Source organism: Paenisporosarcina sp. OV554 (genome assembly GCF_003058165.1).
In the GTDB taxonomy this organism is placed as follows: Bacteria; Bacillota; Bacilli; order Bacillales_A; family Planococcaceae; genus Paenisporosarcina.
In genome coordinates this window covers 89,194-112,647 of record NZ_QBUC01000005.1, presented here as the reverse complement: position 1 = coordinate 112,647, position 23,454 = coordinate 89,194, and the positions used below count along the sequence as shown (strand labels likewise).

Genomic DNA, 23,454 nt, shown 5'->3' with positions numbered 1-23,454 from the left:
AACTGCTACTGGGCAGTTTAATCGGGATATGTCTATTCATTTTGAAAACCAAGTTACTATTTAGAAAAACACAGCTTGTACCTCACAATGGTGCAAGCTGATGTCATTTCTTGAACTGATATTTTTAGGTATTTTTATCAGTGCAAGAAAAGTGTGAGACCTGGACTCACTTTTTCTTTACTATTAAATGGCAGGAAAAAGGGATATTTCGATTTTCTCTCGGTAGACTTTGAGGAGGAAATGACACTTGGAAGAATTACTTGAACGCGCCATTGTTGTTGGCGTTAATTTGAAAAAAGACGAACATTTTGAATATGGTTTAGAAGAATTACACAACTTGGCCGAAGCATTAAACGTTGAAGTGGTAGGCGAAGTTACTCAAAATTTAGATCGTATAAATTCTGCGCATTACGTAGGAAAAGGGAAAATTGACGAAATTAAAGCTTTTTATGATGAAGCAGATGCAAACTTAGTTATTTTTAATGATGAGCTATCACCTTCTCAAATACGAAACCTAGAAGAAGCACTTGAATGTAAAGTCATTGACCGTACAATGTTGATTTTAGATATCTTTGCTCGTCGTGCGAAGTCGAAAGAAGCTCAAATGCAAGTGGAATTAGCCCAGCTTCAATACATGTTACCTCGATTAATTGGTTTACGTGCTTCTCTTGGTCGTCAAGGTGGTGGTACGGGTGGCGGATTCAAAAACCGTGGTGCGGGGGAAACAAAACTTGAACTCGACCGCCGAAAAATTGAAGATCAAATTGCCAAACTTCGTCGTGATTTAGAGCATGTAAAAGAACAACGAGTAACACAAAGAAAACAACGCAAGAAAAACGAAGTTCCAGTTGTATCGATTGTTGGATATACGAATGCAGGGAAATCAACCGTCATGAACCGGTTGCTTGCCAAAACTGGACAACTGGATGACAAGCAAGTGTTTGAAAAAGATATGTTGTTCGCGACTCTTGAGACATCTGTTCGACAAATTCGTTTGCCGGATCAAAAAGAATTCTTACTTACTGACACGGTAGGTTTCGTTAGTAAATTACCGACCCATTTAGTAAAAGCTTTTCGTTCCACATTGGAAGAAGCACGCGAAGCAGATTTACTATTACATGTGGTGGATGTTTCTAATGAAGAGTATCGCTATATGATGCACGTTACGAACGAAACATTGCACGCAGTGGGCGTTGAAGATGTGCCAACCCTTGAGTTATACAATAAGTCGGACTTAGCAGAGCTCAACTATCCGCGTGTAAGTGGAAATAGTCTCTGGATTTCTGCTAAAGAAGGTAAAGGTTTAGACGAATTACTTGAAACGATTCGTACACATATTTTTGCCGATTATAAGATGTGCCGCATGCTCATTCCGTATGAGCGGGGGGACATTGTGTCTTATTTGAATGAACAAGCATCTGTTCAGACATCTGAGTATGAAGAAGAAGGCACATTGATTAAAGTTGAATTAAGACAATCCGATTACGAACGGTATCATGAGTTCGTTCTTGGGAAATAAAAAACGCATTTCCGATTTTTTCGGAAATGCGTTTTTCTTTAGGTTAAATAAAGATACACTGATTTTCATCCATTGATTGTGTGTTTTCATCCACTCAACTCGGGTTTCCATCCATTCGCTTGGAGAAGGACACCATTCTTCCGGAGAAAGACACCCGTTTCGCTTTTTAGTCTTGGAATTGGATATTATGGAGTCTTGCGAACAAACCATCCGCTTCAACAAGATCAGAATAAGTGCCATCTTCCGCTATTCCATCTTTTGTGACGACAAGGACGCGGTCCGCATCACGTATTGTTGCGAAACGGTGGGCAATAATAAGGGTTGTCCGGTTTTCAGCAAGTTCTGCTAATGAATGTTGAATAATTCTTTCGGTTTCCGTATCTAGCGCAGAAGTCGCCTCATCCAAAATAAGAATAGGTGGATTTTTTAAGAACATACGAGCGATTGCTAAACGTTGCTTTTGGCCGCCAGATAATTTCAATCCTCGTTCACCGATTTGCGTATCATATCCAGCAGGAAGCTCAGAAATGAATTCTTCTAAATGGGCTTTTCGAGCAGCCTCTAACACTTCTTCATTTGTTGCATCTTTCTTACCATACGCAATATTTTCGCGAATTGTCCCTGTAAATAAGAAAACATCTTGTTGAACAATACCAATTTGTGAGCGTAAGGAATGCTTTGTCATATCCCGAATATCTATTCCATCAATTGAGATTGACCCATTTAGGACATCATAAAACCGTGGAATCAATGAACAAATAGTCGTTTTGCCAGCACCAGAAGGACCAACAAAGGCCACCGTTTCTCCAGCCTTCACCTTGAGATTAATATTTGAGAGTACTTTTTTGTGTTGATCATAACCGAAGTCCACACCATTAAATGAAATGTTCCCCTGTAAATGATTAACTGTTATAGCGTTTTCTCGATCGACAATTTCCGGATCTTGTTCAATTAAATCTAAGAATCGTCTGAAGCCGGCCATGCCTTTTGGATAAAGTTCCAGTAGCGCACTAATCTTATCAACGGGTTTTATTAAAACATTAATAAATAATACAAAGCTTACTAGTTCTCCATTTGTTAATCTGCCGTTAACTGTGAACCATGCGCCGACAACCAAGACGACCAGTGTCATGAGGCGGGTCATCATGTAAATACTGGAATGTGTTCCAGACATTACTTTATAGGCGACCAATTTTGCTAATCTAAACTGTCCGTTGTCATGTTTGAAACGTTTGATTTCAAACTCTTCATTTGTGAAAGATTGAACAACGCGAGCACCAGAAACACTGTCTTCTACTCGACCATTCACATCAGCAATTTTAATGTACATGTTCTTCCATGCTTTATTCATTTTAATATTACTGAATGCCACAAGGATAGTGAGGAATGGAACCATAATAATCGCAATGATTGCAAGCTCAGGATTGATATTGTACATGATAATAAAAGCACCAATAAAAGTCATAATTGCGATAAAGAAGTCTTCTGGGCCATGGTGAGCAAGCTCACCTATATCAAATAAATCGTTTGTAATTCGGCTCATCACATGGCCTGTTTTGGTGTTATCAAAAAAACGGAATGATTGGCGTTGTACATGAGTAAAGAGTTGTTCACGCATGTCCGTTTCTATATTAATACCTAGCTTGTGCCCTAAGTAACTAACGATATATTGAAGTACAGTACTAATCAAATAAACGGCTAGTAGGAGGACACTGACTGTGACAATTGAATCCCATTCGCCAGAAGGCAGCAATTCGTCAATAAACCACTGTACTGCTAAAGGAAAAGCAAGCTCTAAAATAGCGACAATAATGGCGCTGGTAAAGTCGATCATAAACAGACGTTTATGAGGACGATAATAAGAAAAGAATTTCTTAATCATATAGTTTCTCCTCGTGTTTTTAATACTGGCAATTATAACGGAAAAAGGTCCTAAACACGACAGAAAACTTCTGAACACGAAGGAAATCAAAGTATTTCAAGTTCCGAATGTTTTTTGACAATTTAGAGAGAGAACGTTAAAATGTAAAAGTTGTCTTTTTACTGATAAAGAAGTCCGACCTTTATTGTCAGTATATTTTGCACATTCTTTCATAAAAAGCGAACGAATGTGTATTTCTTAAAATTAAAAAGAAAGAAGGGAAAAGAATGGCGACAAGAGAAGAAATCGTCCAGTCGGTTCCTCAAAAAGGATTCTTTGGACATCCAAAAGGCTTATTAAGCTTATTCTTTACAGAGTTTTGGGAGCGTTTTTCATACTACGGTATGCGCGCAATCTTACTCTACTATATGTATTACGAATTAAATCAAGGAGGACTTGGTTTAGAACAATCAACTGCGAACTCGATTATGGCAGTATACGGATCACTTGTATATATGTCCGGGATTATCGGAGGATGGATTGCAGACCGATTACTAGGTACGACCAAAACCGTATTCTACGGTGGTATAGCAATAATGTTAGGACACTTATCGTTAGCATTACCTGGTGGAATAAACACGCTATTCATTTCAATGGCGTTTATCATAATTGGCACAGGTTTACTAAAACCAAATATTTCAAGTATTGTCGGTGAAATGTATTCAGATAACGATGTTCGTCGTGACTCTGGATTCAGTATTTTCTATATGGGAATCAACATGGGTGCATTTATCGCACCATTAATAGTAGGGACAATAGGTCTTGACTATAACTTCCACTTAGGTTTTGGAATTGCGGCAGTTGGTATGTTATTAGGATTAGTTGTTTTCATGGTTACGAAAAAGAAATATCTTGGATTAGCTGGTTCATATGTTCCGAACCCTCTACCTAAAGAAGATCGCAATAAAATGCTTTTACGCGTAGCAATTGGCTTAGCGGTAATAGCAATTATTGGCTACTTCTTAATTGAAAAAGGTATTATGACCATAGACGTCTTTACAATGATGGTATCGATTTTAGGTATCGTCATTCCAACAATTTACTTTATCGTCATGTATCGCAGCTCTAAAACAAACGCAGATGAAAAATCACGTGTTCTTGCATACATTCCATTGTTTATTTCTGCAATGGTGTTCTGGGCAATCGCTGAGCAAGGTTCAATCATATTAGCTCAATACGCAGATCAACGTACAGACTTAACCATTGGTTCTTGGGAGATTTCTCCAGCATGGTTCCAATCTTTAAACCCACTATTTGTTATTGCAATTGCACCAGTATTCGCATGGTTGTGGGTACGTCTAGGTGAAAGACAACCGTCTACGCCTAAGAAGTTCGCATTTGGTTTATTCTTTGCGAGTATGTCATTCCTAGTTATGATTATTCCGGCATACTTTAACGGAACTGAAACGTTAGTTAGCCCATACTGGTTAGTTTTAAGTTTCTTCCTTGTGGTAATTGGTGAATTGCTTCTTTCTCCAGTTGGATTATCAGCAACGACAAAACTTGCACCACAGGCTTTTGCAGCACAAACAATGAGTTTGTGGTTCTTAACAAACGCATCTGCTCAAGCAATTAACGCGCAAGTGGTGAAATTCTATAAACCAGAAAATGAAATCGTTTATTTTGGTGTCATAGGGGTTATTGCACTAATCATTGGATTAATGTTGTTCTTCTTTGCACCGAAAATCGAAAAACTTATGCGTGGCGTACGTTAAATATAAAAGAGCAAAAGCCTACCGGTGATTAATTTATCGGTAGGCTTTTTAATATGGGAGAAGAAACCTTTTCAATTAAATAAATCTTCAAATCTCAAAGAGAAACTTCCATTTGAAACCCTTTACGAGTAAACTCGTATTATATAGAAGTAAGAAAAAAGGAAAAGGTGGCGACAACATGAAGAAATGGAAGATGCTCATGGTTGCTAGTGTATTAACACTAGGTTTGGCTGGATGTAATACAACTGCAACTCCTACTTCTGAAACTGCAAAGGACAAAAAAAGTGAATTAACACTTAAGCAAGTGTTTGATAAGTCTCTTGCACAATCGGAATCTATAAAAAGCTTAAATGCAGACGTTGAAATGTCGCAGTCAATAGAAGTACCTTCTCAAAATGTAGAGATGAATACAGTAACTAATATGAATATGGACATGTTCGTTGAGCCATTAAGTATTTATCAGAAAGGTACAACTTCCACATTGGTCCCAGGTGAAGATTCTTCTGTGCAACCGCAAGAAGTAGAAATTGAAAGTTATATGACAGATAAAGGATTTTTCATGAACCATAGCATGTCGGCACAGTGGGTAAAATTGCCAGAGGATATGTATGAGCAAATGATGTCAATGTCTCAAAAGCAAGCAGATCCATCTCAACAGTTGAAAGATTTAGAAGTGTTTAAGGATGATTTTTCATTTGAACAAACAGAAGATATGTATGTACTTAAGTTATCTGCTTCAGGTGATAAATTCAATGAGTTAATCAAGAAACAAGTAACTGAAACCATTCCCGCAGTGAAACTAGACCAAGAAAACATGTTAAAAGACATGAACATTGAAAAAGTTGATTATGAAATATTTATTGATAAAAAAACATTCAATACTTCTGCATTTAATATGGATTTGAAAATGTCAGTATCGGTTGAAGGGGAAGAGATGAAGATGTCTCAAGATTTGAAATCCACGTTTAATAAATTTAATGAAATCGAACCGATTACAGTTCCTCAAGAAGTTCTAGATAATGCAAAAGAAATGTAATACAAAGCCTTCCCCAAAAATGTTTTGGGGAAGGCTTTTAATATTATTCTGCTATCTTTTTAATAAGTAAATCCTGCAGGTGTGTTTTTTAACACCACTACAACTTTATGTTCATCTAACTTTGCTTCTAATTTTTCTGCTTCTGTTTGACTGAACCCAAGTTCTTCAAATTGCGCGCGAAGTTCGTCTCCTTTTTTTCGGAAAACATTTGCAAGCGATGTGCCTAAACCTTGTTCAGTTACACCAACTGTATTCGCGTCTGCCATATCAGCTACTTGATTTGTTCGATGATTTTCATGAGTTAGTACATATATATCGTCCTCTTGAACACCTTTGGCTTTAATTTCTTGAATTCCACGAATGGCTTCATCATCAGTTAAATACTCTTTATACGTAACACTCATTATTAAAATCCTCCTTTAAATCGTTTTATTCTGACACATTAGTACTTTACCACTTCAATCATCGAATAAACTAAATCAGAGGAAACTCGAACGAAAGTCTTAGGTTCTCGACAATTGAATGATAAGGTAGTTGTAAAAATATGAAAAAATATTTTCGAAGGAGCGTGAAGAATATGAAAAAATGGTTTTATCCCTTGGGTGTTGTAACGCTTATTGGATTCATTACCTTATTTTTTAATTTTACGCATGAAGAAATGCAAGAGTTTGATAAAGAAATAGGAGAGGCACTAATAGGAAATGAATTCATTCGGTCCTTCCATTACATTGGTGAACCACTTTGGATTGCTTCTGCCGCTTTCATCTTAATTATATATTTAGCTTTTAATCGCAAGAATTATCGCGGGATGTTATTTGTGTTATTTACAGTAGCAGGCGGAAACTTGTTAAATCATTTATTGAAAGAATGGATACAGCGTGTAAGACCGGATATTCCTGACCAATTGACGAGTTTTAGTTTCCCTTCTAACCATGCGATGGTAGGTTTATTGTATTTATTTACGTATGCTTATTTATTAAATGAAAACCATAAATCGACTAAATGGCGTTTCAGTATTTGGATTAGTGCAATTGTCTTAACGCTTCTAGTGGGTTTATCTCGAGTTGCTGGGAACAATCATTATGGAACAGACGTGATAGGGGGATGGATGCTTGGTTATTCTTTCTTCATCCTAGTGGTTGTTTGGTATGAATGGCGCAATCGCAATATGGGCAAACGTAAGCCCCAACCAGAATAACCGAATCTTACGCTAATTATTAGCGTAAGATTTTTTGAAAGGGTGGTTGACGGTGTTTACTATTCCTGATGATTTAATTGATAGGGGAAAAACGAATGAAAGGACAAGCAGTGCAAGGGTTTGTTCGTAGCTACGGAAACCCTGACCCAAAGTTACTGCTTGTGGGGGAAGAACCAGGTGAAAATGAAATAGAAACTGGAGTTCCTTTTATAGGACGAGGGGTATGGCTGTAATGGCTTTAAGTTTATTATTGATTGCTTAAGTTGTTAACACGTTGTCTAGTCTAACTAGGTAGCGTGTTTTTCTTATTCTTCGCTTTCTGGTTGTAAGTTAATGATTATAAAACTATACTGATGTGTAAAGAGTTAAATAGACATGTGTAAAGACAAGGGGAGAAATGATGATTACGTCAATTAATAAAGAGAATAAGCCTCTTTCAAGAAATAAATTATTAGGAATTGCAGGGCTTGGTTGGATGTTTGATGCCATGGATGTAGGTATTCTATCTTTCGTTATAGCAGCACTCGCAATTGAATGGAACTTATCGCCAGGTCAAATGGGATGGATAGGGAGTGTTAACTCTATCGGAATGGCATTTGGAGCATTTGCGTTTGGTCTTTTTGCAGATCGTATCGGTCGCAAACGGGTCTTTATAATAACGTTGGTATTATTCTCAGTAGCAAGTGGGCTTTCAGCATTATCAACAACTCTCGCAGTTTTTTTAGTGTTCCGATTTTTTGTTGGAATGGGCCTTGGTGGAGAACTTCCTGTAGCATCTACACTTGTTTCTGAAAGTGTCGAAGCAAAAGAACGGGGTCGAGTAGTAGTATTGCTCGAAAGTTTTTGGGCAGCCGGTTGGTTAATTGCGGCATTAATTTCATATTTTATTATCCCAAATTACGGCTGGCAAGTTGCATTAGTAATTACAGCATTACCTGCTTTATACGCTATTTATTTACGATTAAATTTACCTGATTCACCACAATTCACGGCAAAGCGTGTACGGGATCGAACATACGGTCAAAATATTAAAGCTGTTTGGTCAAAAGCTTATGCGAAGCCAACGTTAATGTTATGGATATTATGGTTTACGGTCGTCTTCTCTTATTATGGCATGTTCTTATGGTTGCCAAGTGTGATGGTGATTAAAGGATTTAGCTTAATTAAGAGTTTTGAGTATGTATTATTGATGACTATTGCACAGTTGCCAGGATATTTCACTGCTGCTTGGCTAATTGAAAAAGCAGGTCGTAAATTCGTATTGGTCACTTATTTATTAGGTACAGCTGCTAGTGCATTCGTATTTGGTAATGCGGATACAACCATGTTGCTGCTGGTATCTGGTGCTTTCTTGTCCTTCTTCAATCTAGGTGCATGGGGTGCACTTTACGCTTATACACCTGAACAATATCCTTCTGTCATTCGCGCAACTGGGACTGGCATGGCAGCGGCTATCGGTCGTGTTGGTGGTATTCTAGGACCTTTATTAGTGGGGTCACTAGTAATGAAGGGTTATGATATTGGTTGGATATTCGGTATCTTCTGTGTAGCCATTGTTATAGGCGTATTAGCTGTTGTAATCCTTGGTAAAGAAACAAAACAAATTGAATTAGAATAGTGTTATTAAAGGACTCTCTAGTGAAAGGGAGTCTTTTTTTGGCGGAAAATAAATATTCGGATTTTTCAATATTCTGTAGTAGTACATGACATTCCTTGTTAAAATGAAACTATCAAATATTGTCTAACAAGGGAGAGGCGGATATGTTTAAAAGGATTGATACCGTATTTTTACCTGTACAAGACACGAATGGCGCGATTAACTGGTTTGAAGAAAAATGTGGGTTTATCTTACGATGGCATGATGAGGAAAATGGGTATGCAGCAATGGAAGTTGGAAACGGGGAAACGGCATTTACATTGGTTCGTAGCCCTCAAATGGGAAGTGGTCAACCTTCCGAGCATGAATGGTTTAATTTATATACGTCGGACATCCATGCAACCCATCAACGCATGCTAGACACTGGAGTGGAAGCCACTGCTATTGAAAGTGGTGGTAATGTGGAGTTCTTTCAATTTAAAGATCTTGATGGCAATACGATTGGAGTTTGTTCATTTGAAGGAGACGCAGCATAAACATCAACAAATATTGATTGTAGGATCAGGAGGGGCTGGGAAATCTACATTGTCCCGCAAATTAGGAGAACTATGGGATATACCAATCGTTCATTTAGATGCACTGTTTTGGCAGCCCGGATGGAATCCTTTGCCGCGTCCTAAATTTATGGAAAAAGTAAAAAATGAACTAACAAAACCACATTGGATTATTGACGGCAACTTTGATTCAAGTATTGAACTGCGAGCGAAATATGCAGATCTTATCATTTTTCTTGATTTCTCAAATGTCATCTGTTTATATCGAGCGTGCAAGAGGGCTTGGACGTATCGTGGGAAAACCAGACCAGATATGGGGAAAGACTGTAAAGAGAAGATAGATTGGGAATTTGTTCGATGGATATGGCGGTATCCAAAAGATGTGAAACCAAAGATGTTAGAACTATTAACCAATACGCAAACCGATGTTATCACGTTTAAATCACCTAAAGAAGTTGAACAATGGCTTCAAAATATCCAAAAAAAGAAGAGTGAATCATCCTAGTAGGATAATTCACTCTTTTATGATGTTTTTAAGGTAGTGTAAACTACAAGGTGATCTTCGTAATAAGAACCTTTTTTATTGTATTCGCCTGTACATGTTATAAGATTTAATTTATCTTGGGGGAAATTGCTTGTTGATTTTGGTTACGCAAAAAACATTTAGAGTAACTCACTTTAACACTCAGGTTTCCGGGGAGCTTTGGAAAGCCATCATGCTACACCATTATCTAATGAATAAGTAAAAGGGGGATGTGACACAGTCACATCCCCCTACTAATTTTCCAGGTAATCCTGCAGCTCGGATGCTTTCGTCGCTCCCCTACAACCTTGAGGCAAATTGCTTGTTGATTTTTACTTACTATAGAATCGTCACAACTTTAAGAAACCAAGCAGCCGAAGATGCTATTTCGGCTGCTACCGCATTACTTTATTTTGGTTGTTTCTTTGATTAACAATCCACCAGAGATGTTTTTGAGAATCATGAATATTAATCTATAAAGTGAGTATCACTGCTTGTTGAAAATAAAAGATGCAGAAAGAGGCAGAAATAGTATCTTCGGCCGAACATCTACATAAAGTGAGCATCTTGTCTTTAGTAAACCAAACCGCCATAACTGGACGAGCCCAGGTTGCAAGGGAGCGAAGGGTGCACACCAGCCGCAGGATGATCTAAAAAAGAGGATTTGGCGAAGTGACGAAGTTACAAGCCCTAGGTCGAAAACGTTCACAACTTTCGTTAAATAGATAACGAATGTAATAACCAAATAGATCACTTTTATCAAGAGGGAACTGGGATTCGTCTATGAGTTTTAAGACCAATACCCGTATTTATTTTCATACATAATAATGAGATAGTCCCAATGAGATTGTTTAAAACAACCCTCATTTGCCTATTCTGCTAGTAGAGTTAAAAGCTTTTGCTCTCAAAATTTATCATTGCAAAATCTAAGCATAAAAGGAGGAAAAAACATATGGAAAGTAAAGAAAAGAATATTTCAAGGCGTGATTTTCTGAAGACTTCTGGTGTTGCTACTGGTGCGTTAATCGGTGGAGGTCTCATTGGGGGACTAGTAGGCTACACGATAAATAAACCCGAACCGGAAACAAAAAATGATATGAAGCATGGTCAACACGACCAACAAATGCATAAAGGGTGGCAATTTTTCAGGAATAATCGGGAGTTTGAAATTATATCGAATGCAACAGAACGTATTTTCCCTAAAGACGATCTTGGTCCGGGGGCAATTGAACTTGGTGTTCCTTTCTTTATCGATAATCAACTAGCTGGACAGTATGGAAGTAATTCAAAAGAGTATATGCATGGACCTTTCGCAGTTGGGGCTGCCACGCAAGGATATCAAAGTCGTTTAACTCGAGCAGAAATTTTCAGACAAGGAATCGAGAAGCTTGAAGCTGAGGCAACTAGCAGATTCGAAAATGGCTTTTCAAGTATTGAAGGAACCCAGATGGATGAGATTTTAACAGCTTTTCAAAAAGACGAGATTCAAATGTCTGGTGTGACATCTGCATTTTTCTTCCGCTTACTAAGAACAGCAACTTTAGAGGGAGCCTATTCAGATCCTATCTACGGTGGCAATCAGAATATGGAAGGTTGGAAGATGAAAGGTTTCCCTGGCCATCAAATGTCCTATATCAAGGTAATCGAAAGTGAAAAGTTTCAAAAAATTGCACCGAATTCATTGGGTGGAAGTGAATAAGGAGGGGGGACTTTAAATGGTTAAAACATTACCTAAAGTAGATGTTGTAATAGTTGGTATGGGTTGGACAGGCGGCATTATTGCAGCGGAATGCGCAAAGGCTGGTTTAAAGGTTGTTGGTTTAGAGAGAGGCCAGGAGCGGGGGACAGAAGATTATTTAAAAATACATGATGAATACCGTTATGCAGTTCGATATGAATTAATGCAAAATTTAGCAAAAGAAACCATTACTATTAGAAATAATCGTAAAATGCCTGCATTGCCCATGCGTCAATTAGGATCCTTTTTACTGGGAGAAGGGTTAGGGGGTTCAGGAACTCACTGGAATGGTCATACATGGAGGTTTTATCCTTATGATTTTCAAATAAAAACAATGACGGATAAAAAATATGGTCCTAATAAATTACCAAAGGATTATCTACTCCAAGATTGGGGCCTTACCTATGATGAACTAGAACCTTATTTTTATACGTTTGAACAAACTATCGGGCTCTCTGGTGAGGATAATAATCCTTTTCTAAAGCGTAAAGACCCATTCCCTACCCCCCCAATGAAAAAGACACCGATTTTGAAAAAATTTGAGAAGGCTACACAAGAATTGGGTTATTCACCAATAATGATGCCCTCTGCAAATTTGTCTGAAGCTTATGAGAATCCAGATGGGGAAATGATAAATGCCTGCCAGTATTGTGGGTTCTGTGAACGTTTCGGTTGTGAGTATGGAGCGAAGTCCTCACCAGAAATTACTGTTGTTCCTACAGCAAGGAAGACCGGTAATTTTGATGTGCGATTCAATGCGAATGTCGTTGAAGTGATCAAAAGCGGAAAAAAGGTCACGGGTGTGAAATATATGGACACGCTTTCTGGTGAAGAATATATTCAGCCTGCAGAAGCGGTCGTGTTATCAAGTTATGTCATGAATAATGCAAAGCTATTGATGGTGTCAAAAATCGGTGATCAATATGATCCAGTAACAGGTCGAGGTACTCTTGGAAGGAGCTATTGCTATCAAATACTTCCGGGAGCGTCAGGTTTCTTCGACGATCAGATGAATACTTTTATGGGAGCAGGCGCTCTTGGTATGACCATTGATGACTTTAATGCTGATAATTTTGATCATAGTAATTTAGACTTCATTCACGGTGGTAGCCTATCAATCACACAAACGGGATCAAGACCTATTGAGACCAATCCAATTCAGCGTGATACGCCGACTTGGGGAGCAGAATTCAAAAAATCGTCTATCTACAATTACACACGAACTTTAAGTATTGGAGCACAGGGTGCTTCGATGCCTCATAAAGAGAATTTCCTTTCGTTAGATAGCAATTACAAGGATGCTTACGGGATACCACTTCTTCAAATGACCTATAATTTTACTGAACAAGATCGAGCTTTGCATAAGTATATATCGGAGAAATCAGCAGAAATTATGAAGGAAATGGGTGCGAAGACGGTTGAAAGCAGGTCGCCTATTACGGATTATGATATTGTGACTTACCAAACTACTCATAATACAGGTGGAACAGTCATGGGGGGGAGTCCAGAAAATAGTGTTGTGAACACATATCTGCAACATTGGGATGCAGAAAATCTATTTGTTGTTGGTGCAGGGAACTTTGCTCATAACGGAGGATATAACCCAACAGGTACAGTGGGCGCACTTTCTTACCGAGCTGCGGAAGGCATTATCAAATATAGCAAATCGGGTGGATCACTCGTCTAAAAAGGAGGAATTATTATGGGTGGATTAGGAGCAATAGGTGTTCCAGGATTAATCATCATTTTGGTTATTGTACTCATTGTATTTGGTCCGAAAAAACTACCGGAAATTGGAGCGGCAGTTGGGAAGACATTTTCAGAATTTAAAAAGTCGACAAGAGGACTTATAGATGACGATGAACCCGTAAAAAAAGAAGAAAAGAAATCTGAAATCCTATAGAAGGTGAAGTAAATGGACCCATACGAACATCACAATAAGAAAATAATTAGTCCATTAGATAAAAAAAAAGTGGTAGAAGTTGAAGAAGTTATAGCAAATGTGGCTGCCAGTGACGAATCACCACTTGTTGAACATTTAACGGATTTACGAAAGCAAATTATTAAGAGTGTAGCAGTATTTCTTTTTTTCTTTCTTGTCGTACTTTCAACCATTAATCTATGGTTTCCTTATGTTACAAGGGGCAATGAATTAATCGTACTTGGGCCACTTGAAGTAGTGAAATTCTATATGTCGATTTCGAGTGCGCTTTCGCTAGGCATTTCTCTACCTTTTATATTTCATTTTATTTGGCAGTTTGTTAAACCAGGATTGAACCATGCAGAGAGTCGATTTATTGGATTGTATTCACCACTAATGCTTGTACTTTTCATAGTCGGTATTTCTTTTGGCTATTTTGTTGTGAATCCTTTAAGTTATCAATTTTTAATCGGTATTGGCGAAGTGAATTTTAAAGTAATGGTATCTGCTAGTGAATATATTCACTTTTTGTTAATGACGACAGTGCCTTTAGGAATATTATTCGAACTGCCAATTATTGCGATGTTTTTATCAGCTATCGGTATCTTGACTTCAGATAAGATGAAAAAGGTACGAAAATGGTCTTATGTCGTATTAGCGATAATATCGACACTCATGACACCACCAGACTTTATCAGCGATTTTTTGGTTCTAATTCCAATGATTTTGCTGTATGAAATTAGTATTGTGGTTGTTAAAAAACTTGAACGAAAACAAATATCGAATGAAAAACTATCGATCCCCTTAGAGTAGTGGGATCGATAGTTTTTTTATTTGGAGATTTGTTAATTGCAACGAATGAGAATCATTTGTCAATTTCGTTTAAATATTTGAAAAAGAGTGACATTGGCTGCCGATTTGTGTAATATCTACTATTAAAAACGATAGGGAGATAAAATCGTATGAAATTCAACGTGTTTACACAAGCTCAGGAATTCGAAGATAAAGCAAAACCTTTTTTAAGCAAACATGAAGATTTATATAGTCTGTTTTATGGCGTGTTGCAAGGAATCAAAGCCGGGCGATATGAAAATCCGTTCATGGCTACGATTGAAGTAGAAGACTGCATTGTGGCTCTATTTCAAATGACACCTCCTCATCCTTTGAATCTTATTATTATTGATGAAACAAAAATAGATGACATTTTGACGCTTGCTGCTCATGAACTTTTCAAAAGAAAACTACCTATTCAATCGGCTGTTGGCGTGAAATCTGTAGTCACTGCATTTTCAGAGAAATGGCAAGAGACGACAAAATGCAAAGCAAAATTGTTAATGGACCAAGGTCTATACCGTTTGGATAAAGTTGATCATTCACTCGAAAAAAGTCCAGGATCGTGGCGCTATGCTAGAAAAGATGAAGCGCCAATTCTTGAAAATTGGTTTAAAGCATTTGAAATGGATACGGGACTTAAAAGTAGCCCTCTAGATGCTATTAAGGAAAAGGTTAATCAATTCTTGGAAGATGAGGAAGTATTCTTTTGGGAAGACAAAGGAAAAATCGTTTCAATGATGAAAAAAGCGCGCCCTTCTGAACGTGGAGTCACTGTATCTTTTGTCTATACTCCACATGAAGAAAGGAAAAAAGGATATGCACGCACCATGGTTGCAGCAGGTAGTGAAGAATTATTAAAGACCTATGACTTCTGTGTGCTGTACACGGATATGATGAACCCTACTTCCAACAAGATTTACCGAGAAATCGGTTACCAAAAAATTGCAGATTCAATTCACATTGAATTTGTTTCAGAAGATGGGCTATGACATGGAATTGAGCGAATTGAAGGTATAGTGGTATGAATAAGTGGTCATGATATTCAAGTGTGATGCATATAAAAATTAAGACTCAAAAAATAATTAACTAAATTGTGCCTTAATTTAAAAGTGATATGCTATAATTCATACAAACTGGTAAGGAAATGAAAAAATTACATAATCATTTCTAGGTGCGAGGCAAGAAGGGACGATGGGTGGACAATGGAAAATTAATCTTATTTCTTAGCAAATTAAACATTTTGCGAAATCGGAAATAGGATTGGTCTGCCCATTTTTCATTACTACAGAAATTCTCTTTATTAAAAAAAGAGTTTTTTGTTCTGATCTATTTTGGGTAAGTTTAATCCTTCCGATAATTCTCGGAGGGATTTTTTTGACCTTCGAAATAGGGGGAATAGGAATGGTTGTACTTGGTAAAACACAAAATGTATCCATTGAATATGGCAATAAAATAGTGGTTCAAAAAGTATCAATTGATATCAAAAAAGGAAGTTGTATTGGAGTCGTCGGTGGTAATGGTGAAGGGAAATCCACTCTGTTGTCTCTGTTTGCTGGAGAGCTAGGAGCAAGTGAAGGTTTTATTCATTGGATAGGAGGAACTCCTACAACCCATTACTTTAGACAAGAAGATCAAGCTTTTGAATTGATCGACAATCAGCTAGAGGAAAATAACCTCTCACATAAATGGCATGTTCCTAAAAATCGCTCGTATGAGGTATTGAGTGGTGGAGAACGAATGAAAAAAAGGCTTTCACAAGCATTTTCAAGTCATGTTCAGTTGTTACTTTTAGATGAACCAACAAACCATCTAGACCAACAAAGTTTAAAAGAACTGGTGAAACTCGTTAAATCCTTTTCGGGTACCTTGATTATCGTCTCACATGATCGCTATTTTTTAGATGAAGTAGCTACCACTATTTGGGAAGTAGAACACCAAAGAGTAACTGCATATGAAGGGAATTATACTACCTATCGATTGGAAAAAGAAGAACGACGCAAGGTACATTCGCGATTGTACGATGCGCAACAAAAAAAAATCACGCGGATTGATGAACAAATTGCATCACTTCAAAATTGGTCATCTAAAGCACATGCCGACTCAACAAAACAAGATGGATTTAAAGAGTTTTATCGTTCGAAAGCCAAACGCATGGACACTCAGATTCGCTCAAAACGTAAGCGTTTGGAAGGTGAACTTGCAAAAGCGAAAATCGACAGACCGTTAGAAGAAAAAGAAATTTCGTTTTCAATTGAAGGCAATCAAAAGCAAGGACATCGAGTGATTGAGGCTAAAAGACTCTCGAAAAGATTTGGTGAGCAAGTATTATGGGAAAAAGCTTCGTTTACCATTCAACGAGGCGAACGTATTGCTCTTATTGGACCAAACGGTTGTGGGAAGTCTACTTGGTTGCGCATGCTTATGGGGCAAGAAACGTTTGAAGGTGACTTGTGGAAAACCAGTGCTATGAGTATTGGCTATTTGCAACAAACAGTAGAAGACTTACCAGAAAAGAAGACACCTGAAGAATGGTTCGACCCACAAGATTTTGACGAGCGAGGACAAATTCAAACGTTAATGACAAACTTAGGTTTTGGGAAAGAACATTGGCGTCTACCAATAGGCTCTTTGAGTATGGGAGAGCGATTAAAGTTGAAACTAATGGCGTTCATGATGGAACAAAAAGACGTTTTGTTATTAGATGAACCTACCAATCATTTGGATTTGCCTTCCCGTGAACAACTGGAACAAACCTTGTCTACTTATCCAGGCACGATAATTCTTGTGACTCATGACCGTTATTTTTTGGGTAAAATTGCAAACAAGCTCCTTGTTTTTGAAAATAAATCAATGAAAAAAGTAGACATGACATTTGCTGAGTGGAATAATCACCAGAACGAGACGTTTCAACAGCAGCAGTTGCTGAAGCTAGAAATAGAGCGACAAGCGCTCCTTGGAAAAATTAGCTTTATGCCAAAAACAGACGGTAAATACGCTGAATTAGATCAACGATTCAACGAATTATGCAAACAAATAAAAGCACTGAAAGAGTAAGCTCACATCCACTCGGTGAAACTAGTTGAGTGGATGTGTTATTAAGAAGAAAATAATAAGAAATAGTGCATATGTCGAATGAATTAAGGGTAATAGAAAAAGATATACCTACTGAAGCTTAAAAAGGGGCTGACGCTGTGATACGATTTGACCAAGTAACGAAGCGATTTGCAGACGGAACTGAAGCTTTAAAAGATGTTTCATTAACTATTCCAACAGGCAAATTAACCGTGATTATAGGTCCAAGTGGTTGTGGAAAAACCACATTAATGAAGATGATAAACCACTTGGAAGTACCAACATCGGGTGATGTATTAATTGATGAACAATCTATCAAAGATCGCGATGAGGTGGAGCTCCGACGTTCCATCGGTTATGTCATTCAGCGTATTGGCTTATTTCCTCATATGACAATTGCCAAGAATGCTGCACTGGTACCCACATTAAAGGGTTGGAGTGCAGAAAAAACGAAAGAACGTGTAAGCGAACTAATGAATATTACAGGACTTGATCCCGAGACGTATTTACATCGTTTTCCTCTTGAACTTAGCGGAGGACAGCAACAACGTGTAGGAGTTGTTCGGGCACTCGCTGGAGATCCAAATATCGTGCTAATGGATGAACCTTTCAGCGCACTTGATCCAATTAGCCGAGAACAACTTCAAGATGAGTTGCGAAATCTTCAACAACGAATTCAAAAAACCATTGTTTTTGTCACGCATGACATGGACGAAGCTTTAAAAATAGCCGACCATATTATTGTACTACGCGCTGGAAAAGTGGAGCAAACGGGTTCGGCTCATGATCTGATTCATGAACCTGCAAATGACTTCGTTCGTAACTTTATCGGACAAGATCGAATCAATCGACAGCGTTCATTTGGCCAACGGAAAATTAGCGAGCTGTCATCGTACTATAAACAAGCGAAAATAGGCGAGCTGGTAGTCTCAATAAATTCATCAGAAGATGTAGAAAAAGCAATTGCTCTCTTAGAGCAACCTCAGACAGATGTATTGGCTATCTATACAAATGAAGAATTTGTTGGCTACATCGACCAAACGTCATTACTGAAAGCAGTCTTAGCTAAGGAAGTAGGTGCTTCTTCTTATGACTGACTTCTTGGAAACAATTCAAAGCCGGTCTGACCTTATTCAACAAGCGTTTTTCGAGCATATTTATTTATCGTTCGTAGCATTGGCAATCGGAATAGCTATCGCATTGCCTCTAGGTATTTTAATTGCTCGACATCGTAAATACGCTGAACCAGTAATAGGAGTAACGGCAGTTTTTCAAACAATTCCTAGTTTAGCTTTATTCGGTTTTTTAGTACCACTTATGGGAATTGGTTCAAACACGGCACTTATAGCACTTATTATTTATGCGCTTTTACCCATTTTACGTAATACATACACGGGACTTACTTCTGTAGATTCGTCCATCATAGAAGCGGGTAGAGGAATGGGAATGACAAGAACCCAAATACTAAAACAAATAGAATTCCCACTCGCCTTACCTTTTATTATGGCGGGAATTCGCACTGCAACGGTTTTAACAGTCGGAATTGCCACGCTTGCTACATTTGTAGGAGCCGGTGGTTTAGGTGACGTTATCTATCGAGGTTTACAATCGTATAATAATTCACTCGTCTTAGCAGGTGCACTTCCTGTTGCGCTACTAGCTATTAGTTTTGACTTATTATTAAAATGGGTGGAAAAGAAAGCAACACCAAAAGGAATGAAAACACAATAGGAGGAAATTCTATGAAAAAACGTTTTGCCGGATTAGTTCTACTAGCATCAGTCGCATTAGTAGGTTGTGGTTCTTCAAATGATAAAAATGAACCTATTGTTATTAGTGGAAAACAATTCACAGAGCAATATATTTTACCTCAAATTTTAGGCCAATATGTAGAAGCTAAAACGGATTATGATGTGGAATATAATGAAGGACTCGGTGAAGTGGCGATATTAACACCTGCGATTGAAAAAGGTGATATCGATATCTATGTTGAATATACGGGTACTGGTTTGCAATCGGTATTAGAGGAAGATCTTAAACAAGGCGAAAGTTCTGAAAGTGTATTAGAACGTGTTCGCGAAGGATATGAAGAGAAGTTTGACGTGACTTGGCTAGAGCCACTTGGTTTTGAAAATACGTACACTTTAGCTTATAGCAAAGACAAGCCATACAAAGCTGAAACGTATTCTGAATTAGTTGAAGCATCAAAATCAGAAGACATCGTGTTCGGTGCACCTCATGCTTTTTATGAGCGACCAGGAGATGGTTATGAAGCAATGGTCAAAGAATATCCATTTGAATTCTCTGAAAAGGAAAGCTTAGATCCAAACGTCATGTATGAAGCGGTTAAACAAGGCGATGTAGATGTCATTACCGCATTTACAACAGATGGCCGTATTGAACGATTTGACTTAGAGATTACAAAAGATGACAAAGGCTTCTTCCCAAAATATGATGCAGCACCTCTTGTGCGTCAAGAAACTCTAGAAACTTATCCAGAACTTGAAGACGTGTTAAACGAATTAGCTGGAAAGATTTCACTTGAAGATATGCAAAAAATGAATGCTCGTGTTGATATTGATCAAGAAAAACCTGAAGATGTAGCACGTGATTTCTTAATTGAAAAAGGATTAATCGAAGAGTGAAAAAATAAAAGAGAGGCTGCTTTTGCTAACGGGTTCTCTTCTGAGGTGCAAAAACTTAAAACACAACACAAAAGGACTATCAATTCGTAATCAAATTGGTAGTCCTTTGTTTATTGATATATCAATGTTATTACTTTAAAATCTTCATTTTTAGCTGTTTAATTGGCAGCCTATTTGGTCACATTACAATAAAATTTGTAATGCAACTAAAATATCTGTTATTTGATATGCTAATTGCCGTGCCAATTTACATCTCTTTTTATTAACGGAAAATTTTATATTTTACAGGTGAAAATGGAAAGTGTTGGTATGTAAATAAAAGAGGATTTTATTTTCTTATTGAACTAACGGGGCAGGTTAGCCAGGTTAGTTGAATAAGGAATGATATAATAACCCCCAATAAAAGCATCGTAAAGGAGGCTATTCAAATGGGAAATTGGATTGAATTATCCGCATTAGAATATAAAGAGGTATGGGATAGGATATATGATGAATTTAATTTTGAACCAAGCATATCAAACTTCCCATCTTTTGAAGTTCCAAATCCATTTATCACATATGATGTATCCCCGTATTTAAATTGGTCCGGAGATTCAGATACTTATGATGAGATTTATAATGACCTAGAGGATAAGTCATTGCTTGTTTTTCAAGAACTCACACAGAAGAATGAATATATGTATGCGTTAGAATGGCAGCATCCAGGTTATTGGATAAACCCCCGTTTGGAGTTTCCAAAAAGTGAGTTTGATGAATGGACAGTACCTATTTTTCCAAATGGAGATTATTACTTTTTTATTCACAAGAATTTTGAATGGGGATTATTAGGACACCCTTGGGAAAAGACCATCACTATTTTTGGAAAAGAATTGATAAAAAGTTTTGAAAAACATCAACCGAGAATGTTTCAAAAGGTATTACGTCAGGGATAATTCAAACCTTGTTAAACTAACGGGGCAGGTGAGTTAAAGAAGGCATTTCGTAAAAGTAAGGTGGTAATATTGGTGACTAAACAGGACTCAGAGGCTATATGGGATATTTTCAAAGAAATTGTTAGTCTAATAAGATATTGTTTTCTTTCTAACGAGGATAAGTTTGAGTTTAATTTAAAACAGTTAAAGGAAAAATATTGGTTTGAACAACTTTTATTGAAAGTTCCTTATCTTCTTCCGTTGATTGAAGAAGATAAGGAGCTCAGGGATTATCTAACATCGAGGAAAAATGTAAACAGTTTGTTAAGAGAAAAAGATGAACGAAAAAAATTTAAAGAATGGTTAGAGATCAAATCGAACAACAATTTTTGATATACTTAGTGTTAAAAATAGTTAAAGAATCATAATTTCTTCTTCAATGCTTTACTTCAATAAGGGGTAAAGCTTTTTTCTTATTCAACTAACTGGGCAAAAACAGGAGAAGAAAAAGGGAACTTTTCCGTCTCCTGTAAACCTTTTTCTCGAAGCAGAGTCAATGAACCGTGCTCAGGCGAGCACGTAGAATGATAGCTCCACTCATGACCAGAGTGAGACCAACTACCAACCCCCAAGTGATCCATGTCAAACCATCAGGAGCGATCAGAGATTGGCCCCGTAATGCTTGCCAGAGAAGCGAACCAACCAGACCAACATAGCCCAGGCCGATGGTCCAAACCAAAGCGACACGCTGACCCGTCGAGAGCCGCTGGAAACGCTGCACCGAGAGAAACCAGCCGAGAAAAGGCAGCACTTGGAGGGCATGTAACCCAACAAAATGGGCGATGCGTAGATCACCACCAGTGGTACTCCACCCCAGAAAGGGCAAGCCAGGGCCGCCATCTGGAACGCCAACGCTGTGAGCGCCAAAAATCGGAGGCAGATGTCCAGCGTGGTAGGCGACCAGTTGTGCTTGGGTTGCCTGCGTCATCAGGAAACCAGCAAACATGCCGAACATCATAATCACGAGGCCCAGGCGCAATGACCAGATCAAAGCGCGGTCGGTGCGACGCTCGAACAGAAGGAAGATGGCGGTCACGAAGGCAGCCAAAAAGATCATCGCTGAGCCAAAACCCATGATTCGGTACACCATATCGTCAAAGGGGGTAGCCACGTTGAAATGGCTCCGGACGCCACGGATCACCTGCAAAACAATCAGGACCATGTCTAAGAGCACTCCAATCGTGGTAATGGCAGCAAGAGCCGTGGCAATTTTTTCCAGCGCCGCAGAAATGAGAGGAGCCAGACAAACGTAAAGCAATAGACACTAAATGAGATGGCGAACTTGGCTGGCTTGGCCCAGGCAGGAGCACCAGCGATCACTCGATGATCAATGAGCAACCCCACGCACGTTGCCAGCAGTGTGATGACCATCAGCAAACCCAGCATGGTCAGTAATGCATTCAAAGCCAATCCCTGGCGAAGCCAGAGGAAGAGAGGATGAAATTTTTTTGTCGTTTGAGATGTGGAAACTATAGGAACCTCCCTGTGCTATAATGTGAATTTTTTTGGCAATCCAGCAAATGGCATTGTCTATTTGCTAGTGATACAAGTTGAATGACGATATATTTAAGCATCCAAAATTTGTTCTTTTTCAAAGCTGTAAAGGCATAGGTTTCACCTTTTGATAATTATACTGACCAATCGGAAAAATAATTACAAGATTTTCCTGACCATTAGTCAATATGTTTTTTGGGGAAAAAGTTGAAAATTATTACGTTGAAATCAATGCTTAAACCATCAGTTTTAGATTCTTTGAATCCGAGTTTGACTCATTACTTTTATTCAACGAAAGATTGTGATGTTGTCTATTTTGATACAGAGAAAAAATTGTACCTTAAGTCAGAAGTAAAGGTATCTGTTCATCAAAAAGATGATTCTTCCACAGTACCAGTTTGCTATTGCTTTAGTTGGACAAAAGAGAAAATTAAGAAATATGAAGAACAAGAACTTTCTCCTAAACCTTTAGAACACATTCGAGTAAATGTAAAAGCAGACAGATGCGGGTGTGAGGTAAATAATCCTCAAGGAAGTTGCTGTATGGGGTATGTTACGAAATATATAAAAAGTTTTTAACTAAAGCAATTATTTTTTTACTAACGGGTGCTTTAGTTTAATAAGGGAGAAGTAAATACCGCTGACTAAAAATAATAACGAAAAAAACACTGAGTATATAATCTCGGTGTTTTTTAAATCTTTTTTTATCAGAAAAT

22 protein-coding genes and 1 pseudogene are annotated in these 23,454 nt (G+C 37.9%); 20 read left to right on the top strand and 3 right to left on the bottom strand.

Translation table 11 applies throughout. From position 1 onward, the window contains the following. The first annotated feature begins 247 nt into the window (after window positions 1–247). Window positions 248–1,519: a GTPase HflX gene (gene hflX, locus C8K15_RS06325; protein WP_108585577.1), complete on the top strand. Its 1,272-nt coding sequence runs from the start codon at window positions 248–250 to the stop codon at window positions 1,517–1,519. A 166-nt stretch (window positions 1,520–1,685) separates the two neighbouring features. Here hflX and C8K15_RS06320 read toward each other — a convergent pair whose 3' ends face one another. Beyond that, on the bottom strand, window positions 1,686–3,401 hold the full coding sequence (locus C8K15_RS06320) for an ABC transporter ATP-binding protein (RefSeq protein ID WP_108585576.1): 1,716 nt from the start codon (window positions 3,399–3,401) through the stop codon (window positions 1,686–1,688). Between the two features lie 266 nt (window positions 3,402–3,667). Between C8K15_RS06320 and C8K15_RS06315 the strand changes: the two genes are divergently transcribed. After that, window positions 3,668–5,155: a peptide MFS transporter gene (locus C8K15_RS06315; protein ID WP_108585575.1), complete on the top strand. Its 1,488-nt coding sequence runs from the start codon at window positions 3,668–3,670 to the stop codon at window positions 5,153–5,155. A 178-nt stretch (window positions 5,156–5,333) separates the two neighbouring features. Then, window positions 5,334–6,191: a DUF6612 family protein gene (locus C8K15_RS06310; RefSeq protein ID WP_108585574.1), complete on the top strand. Its 858-nt coding sequence runs from the start codon at window positions 5,334–5,336 to the stop codon at window positions 6,189–6,191. Window positions 6,192–6,250: 59 nt separating this feature from the next. On the opposite strand, the gene C8K15_RS06305 is transcribed toward C8K15_RS06310, so the two are convergent. Then, window positions 6,251–6,595: a YflT domain-containing protein gene (locus tag C8K15_RS06305; protein WP_108585573.1), complete on the bottom strand. Its 345-nt coding sequence runs from the start codon at window positions 6,593–6,595 to the stop codon at window positions 6,251–6,253. A gap of 173 nt (window positions 6,596–6,768) precedes the next feature. Between C8K15_RS06305 and C8K15_RS06300 the strand changes: the two genes are divergently transcribed. The 16 genes from C8K15_RS06300 to C8K15_RS06220 all read left to right on the top strand — a co-directional run bounded on the left by C8K15_RS06300 (window position 6,769) and on the right by C8K15_RS06220 (window position 21,577). Next, a complete protein-coding gene (locus tag C8K15_RS06300; protein ID WP_108585572.1) occupies window positions 6,769–7,389 on the top strand; it encodes a phosphatase PAP2 family protein in 621 nt (206 codons plus the stop codon). 95 nt (window positions 7,390–7,484) lie between these two features. After that, window positions 7,485–7,622, top strand: a complete 138-nt coding sequence (locus C8K15_RS06295; RefSeq protein WP_108585571.1) for a uracil-DNA glycosylase family protein — start codon at window positions 7,485–7,487, stop codon at window positions 7,620–7,622. Between the two features lie 167 nt (window positions 7,623–7,789). Beyond that, window positions 7,790–9,007 (top strand): MFS transporter, encoded by a 1,218-nt coding sequence (locus C8K15_RS06290; RefSeq protein ID WP_369973713.1) that lies wholly within the window; start codon window positions 7,790–7,792, stop codon window positions 9,005–9,007. A gap of 143 nt (window positions 9,008–9,150) precedes the next feature. Further along, complete coding sequence (locus C8K15_RS06285) at window positions 9,151–9,522, top strand: VOC family protein (RefSeq protein WP_108585569.1); 372 nt, start codon at window positions 9,151–9,153, stop codon at window positions 9,520–9,522. Beyond that, window positions 9,503–10,045 carry a DNA topology modulation protein gene (locus tag C8K15_RS06280; RefSeq protein WP_108585568.1) on the top strand — a complete coding sequence of 181 codons (543 nt, stop codon included), beginning with the start codon at window positions 9,503–9,505 and terminating at the stop codon, window positions 10,043–10,045. Before C8K15_RS06285 ends, C8K15_RS06280 begins: the two co-directional genes overlap by 20 nt. A 970-nt stretch (window positions 10,046–11,015) precedes the next feature. After that, window positions 11,016–11,762: a gluconate 2-dehydrogenase subunit 3 family protein gene (locus C8K15_RS06270; protein WP_108585567.1), complete on the top strand. Its 747-nt coding sequence runs from the start codon at window positions 11,016–11,018 to the stop codon at window positions 11,760–11,762. 16 nt (window positions 11,763–11,778) lie between these two features. Then, the gene (locus C8K15_RS06265) at window positions 11,779–13,488 is read left to right on the top strand and encodes a GMC family oxidoreductase (RefSeq protein WP_108585566.1); all 1,710 of its coding nucleotides are present in this window, start codon (window positions 11,779–11,781) and stop codon (window positions 13,486–13,488) included. Between the two features lie 15 nt (window positions 13,489–13,503). After that, the gene (gene tatA, locus C8K15_RS06260; protein ID WP_108585565.1) at window positions 13,504–13,704 is read left to right on the top strand and encodes a twin-arginine translocase TatA/TatE family subunit; all 201 of its coding nucleotides are present in this window, start codon (window positions 13,504–13,506) and stop codon (window positions 13,702–13,704) included. Window positions 13,705–13,716: 12 nt separating this feature from the next. Next, window positions 13,717–14,535 (top strand): twin-arginine translocase subunit TatC, encoded by an 819-nt coding sequence (gene tatC / locus C8K15_RS06255; protein ID WP_108585564.1) that lies wholly within the window; start codon window positions 13,717–13,719, stop codon window positions 14,533–14,535. Window positions 14,536–14,684: 149 nt separating this feature from the next. Next, the gene (locus tag C8K15_RS06250; protein ID WP_108585563.1) at window positions 14,685–15,545 is read left to right on the top strand and encodes a GNAT family N-acetyltransferase; all 861 of its coding nucleotides are present in this window, start codon (window positions 14,685–14,687) and stop codon (window positions 15,543–15,545) included. A gap of 412 nt (window positions 15,546–15,957) precedes the next feature. Continuing rightward, the gene (gene abc-f / locus C8K15_RS06245; protein WP_108585562.1) at window positions 15,958–17,610 is read left to right on the top strand and encodes a ribosomal protection-like ABC-F family protein; all 1,653 of its coding nucleotides are present in this window, start codon (window positions 15,958–15,960) and stop codon (window positions 17,608–17,610) included. A gap of 137 nt (window positions 17,611–17,747) precedes the next feature. Continuing rightward, on the top strand, window positions 17,748–18,725 hold the full coding sequence (locus C8K15_RS06240) for an ABC transporter ATP-binding protein (RefSeq protein WP_108585561.1): 978 nt from the start codon (window positions 17,748–17,750) through the stop codon (window positions 18,723–18,725). Beyond that, window positions 18,718–19,359 carry an ABC transporter permease gene (locus tag C8K15_RS06235; RefSeq protein ID WP_108585560.1) on the top strand — a complete coding sequence of 214 codons (642 nt, stop codon included), beginning with the start codon at window positions 18,718–18,720 and terminating at the stop codon, window positions 19,357–19,359. Before C8K15_RS06240 ends, C8K15_RS06235 begins: the two co-directional genes overlap by 8 nt. An 11-nt stretch (window positions 19,360–19,370) precedes the next feature. Beyond that, window positions 19,371–20,273 (top strand): ABC transporter substrate-binding protein, encoded by a 903-nt coding sequence (locus C8K15_RS06230; RefSeq protein ID WP_108585559.1) that lies wholly within the window; start codon window positions 19,371–19,373, stop codon window positions 20,271–20,273. A 428-nt stretch (window positions 20,274–20,701) separates the two neighbouring features. Continuing rightward, a complete protein-coding gene (locus C8K15_RS06225) occupies window positions 20,702–21,205 on the top strand; it encodes a DUF2716 domain-containing protein (RefSeq protein WP_108585558.1) in 504 nt (167 codons plus the stop codon). Between the two features lie 72 nt (window positions 21,206–21,277). Continuing rightward, complete coding sequence (locus C8K15_RS06220) at window positions 21,278–21,577, top strand: hypothetical protein (protein WP_108585557.1); 300 nt, start codon at window positions 21,278–21,280, stop codon at window positions 21,575–21,577. Window positions 21,578–21,737: 160 nt separating this feature from the next. Here the strand turns inward: C8K15_RS06220 and C8K15_RS06215 are convergent, their stop codons facing one another. Then, the gene (locus C8K15_RS06215) at window positions 21,738–22,406 is read right to left on the bottom strand and encodes a hypothetical protein (protein WP_108585556.1); all 669 of its coding nucleotides are present in this window, start codon (window positions 22,404–22,406) and stop codon (window positions 21,738–21,740) included. Window positions 22,407–22,939: 533 nt separating this feature from the next. Here C8K15_RS06215 and C8K15_RS06210 point away from each other — a divergent pair. Next, window positions 22,940–23,317, top strand: a pseudogene (locus C8K15_RS06210) (putative iron-sulfur cluster-binding metallochaperone); the annotation flags it as partial. Between the last annotated feature and the right edge of the window lie 137 nt (window positions 23,318–23,454).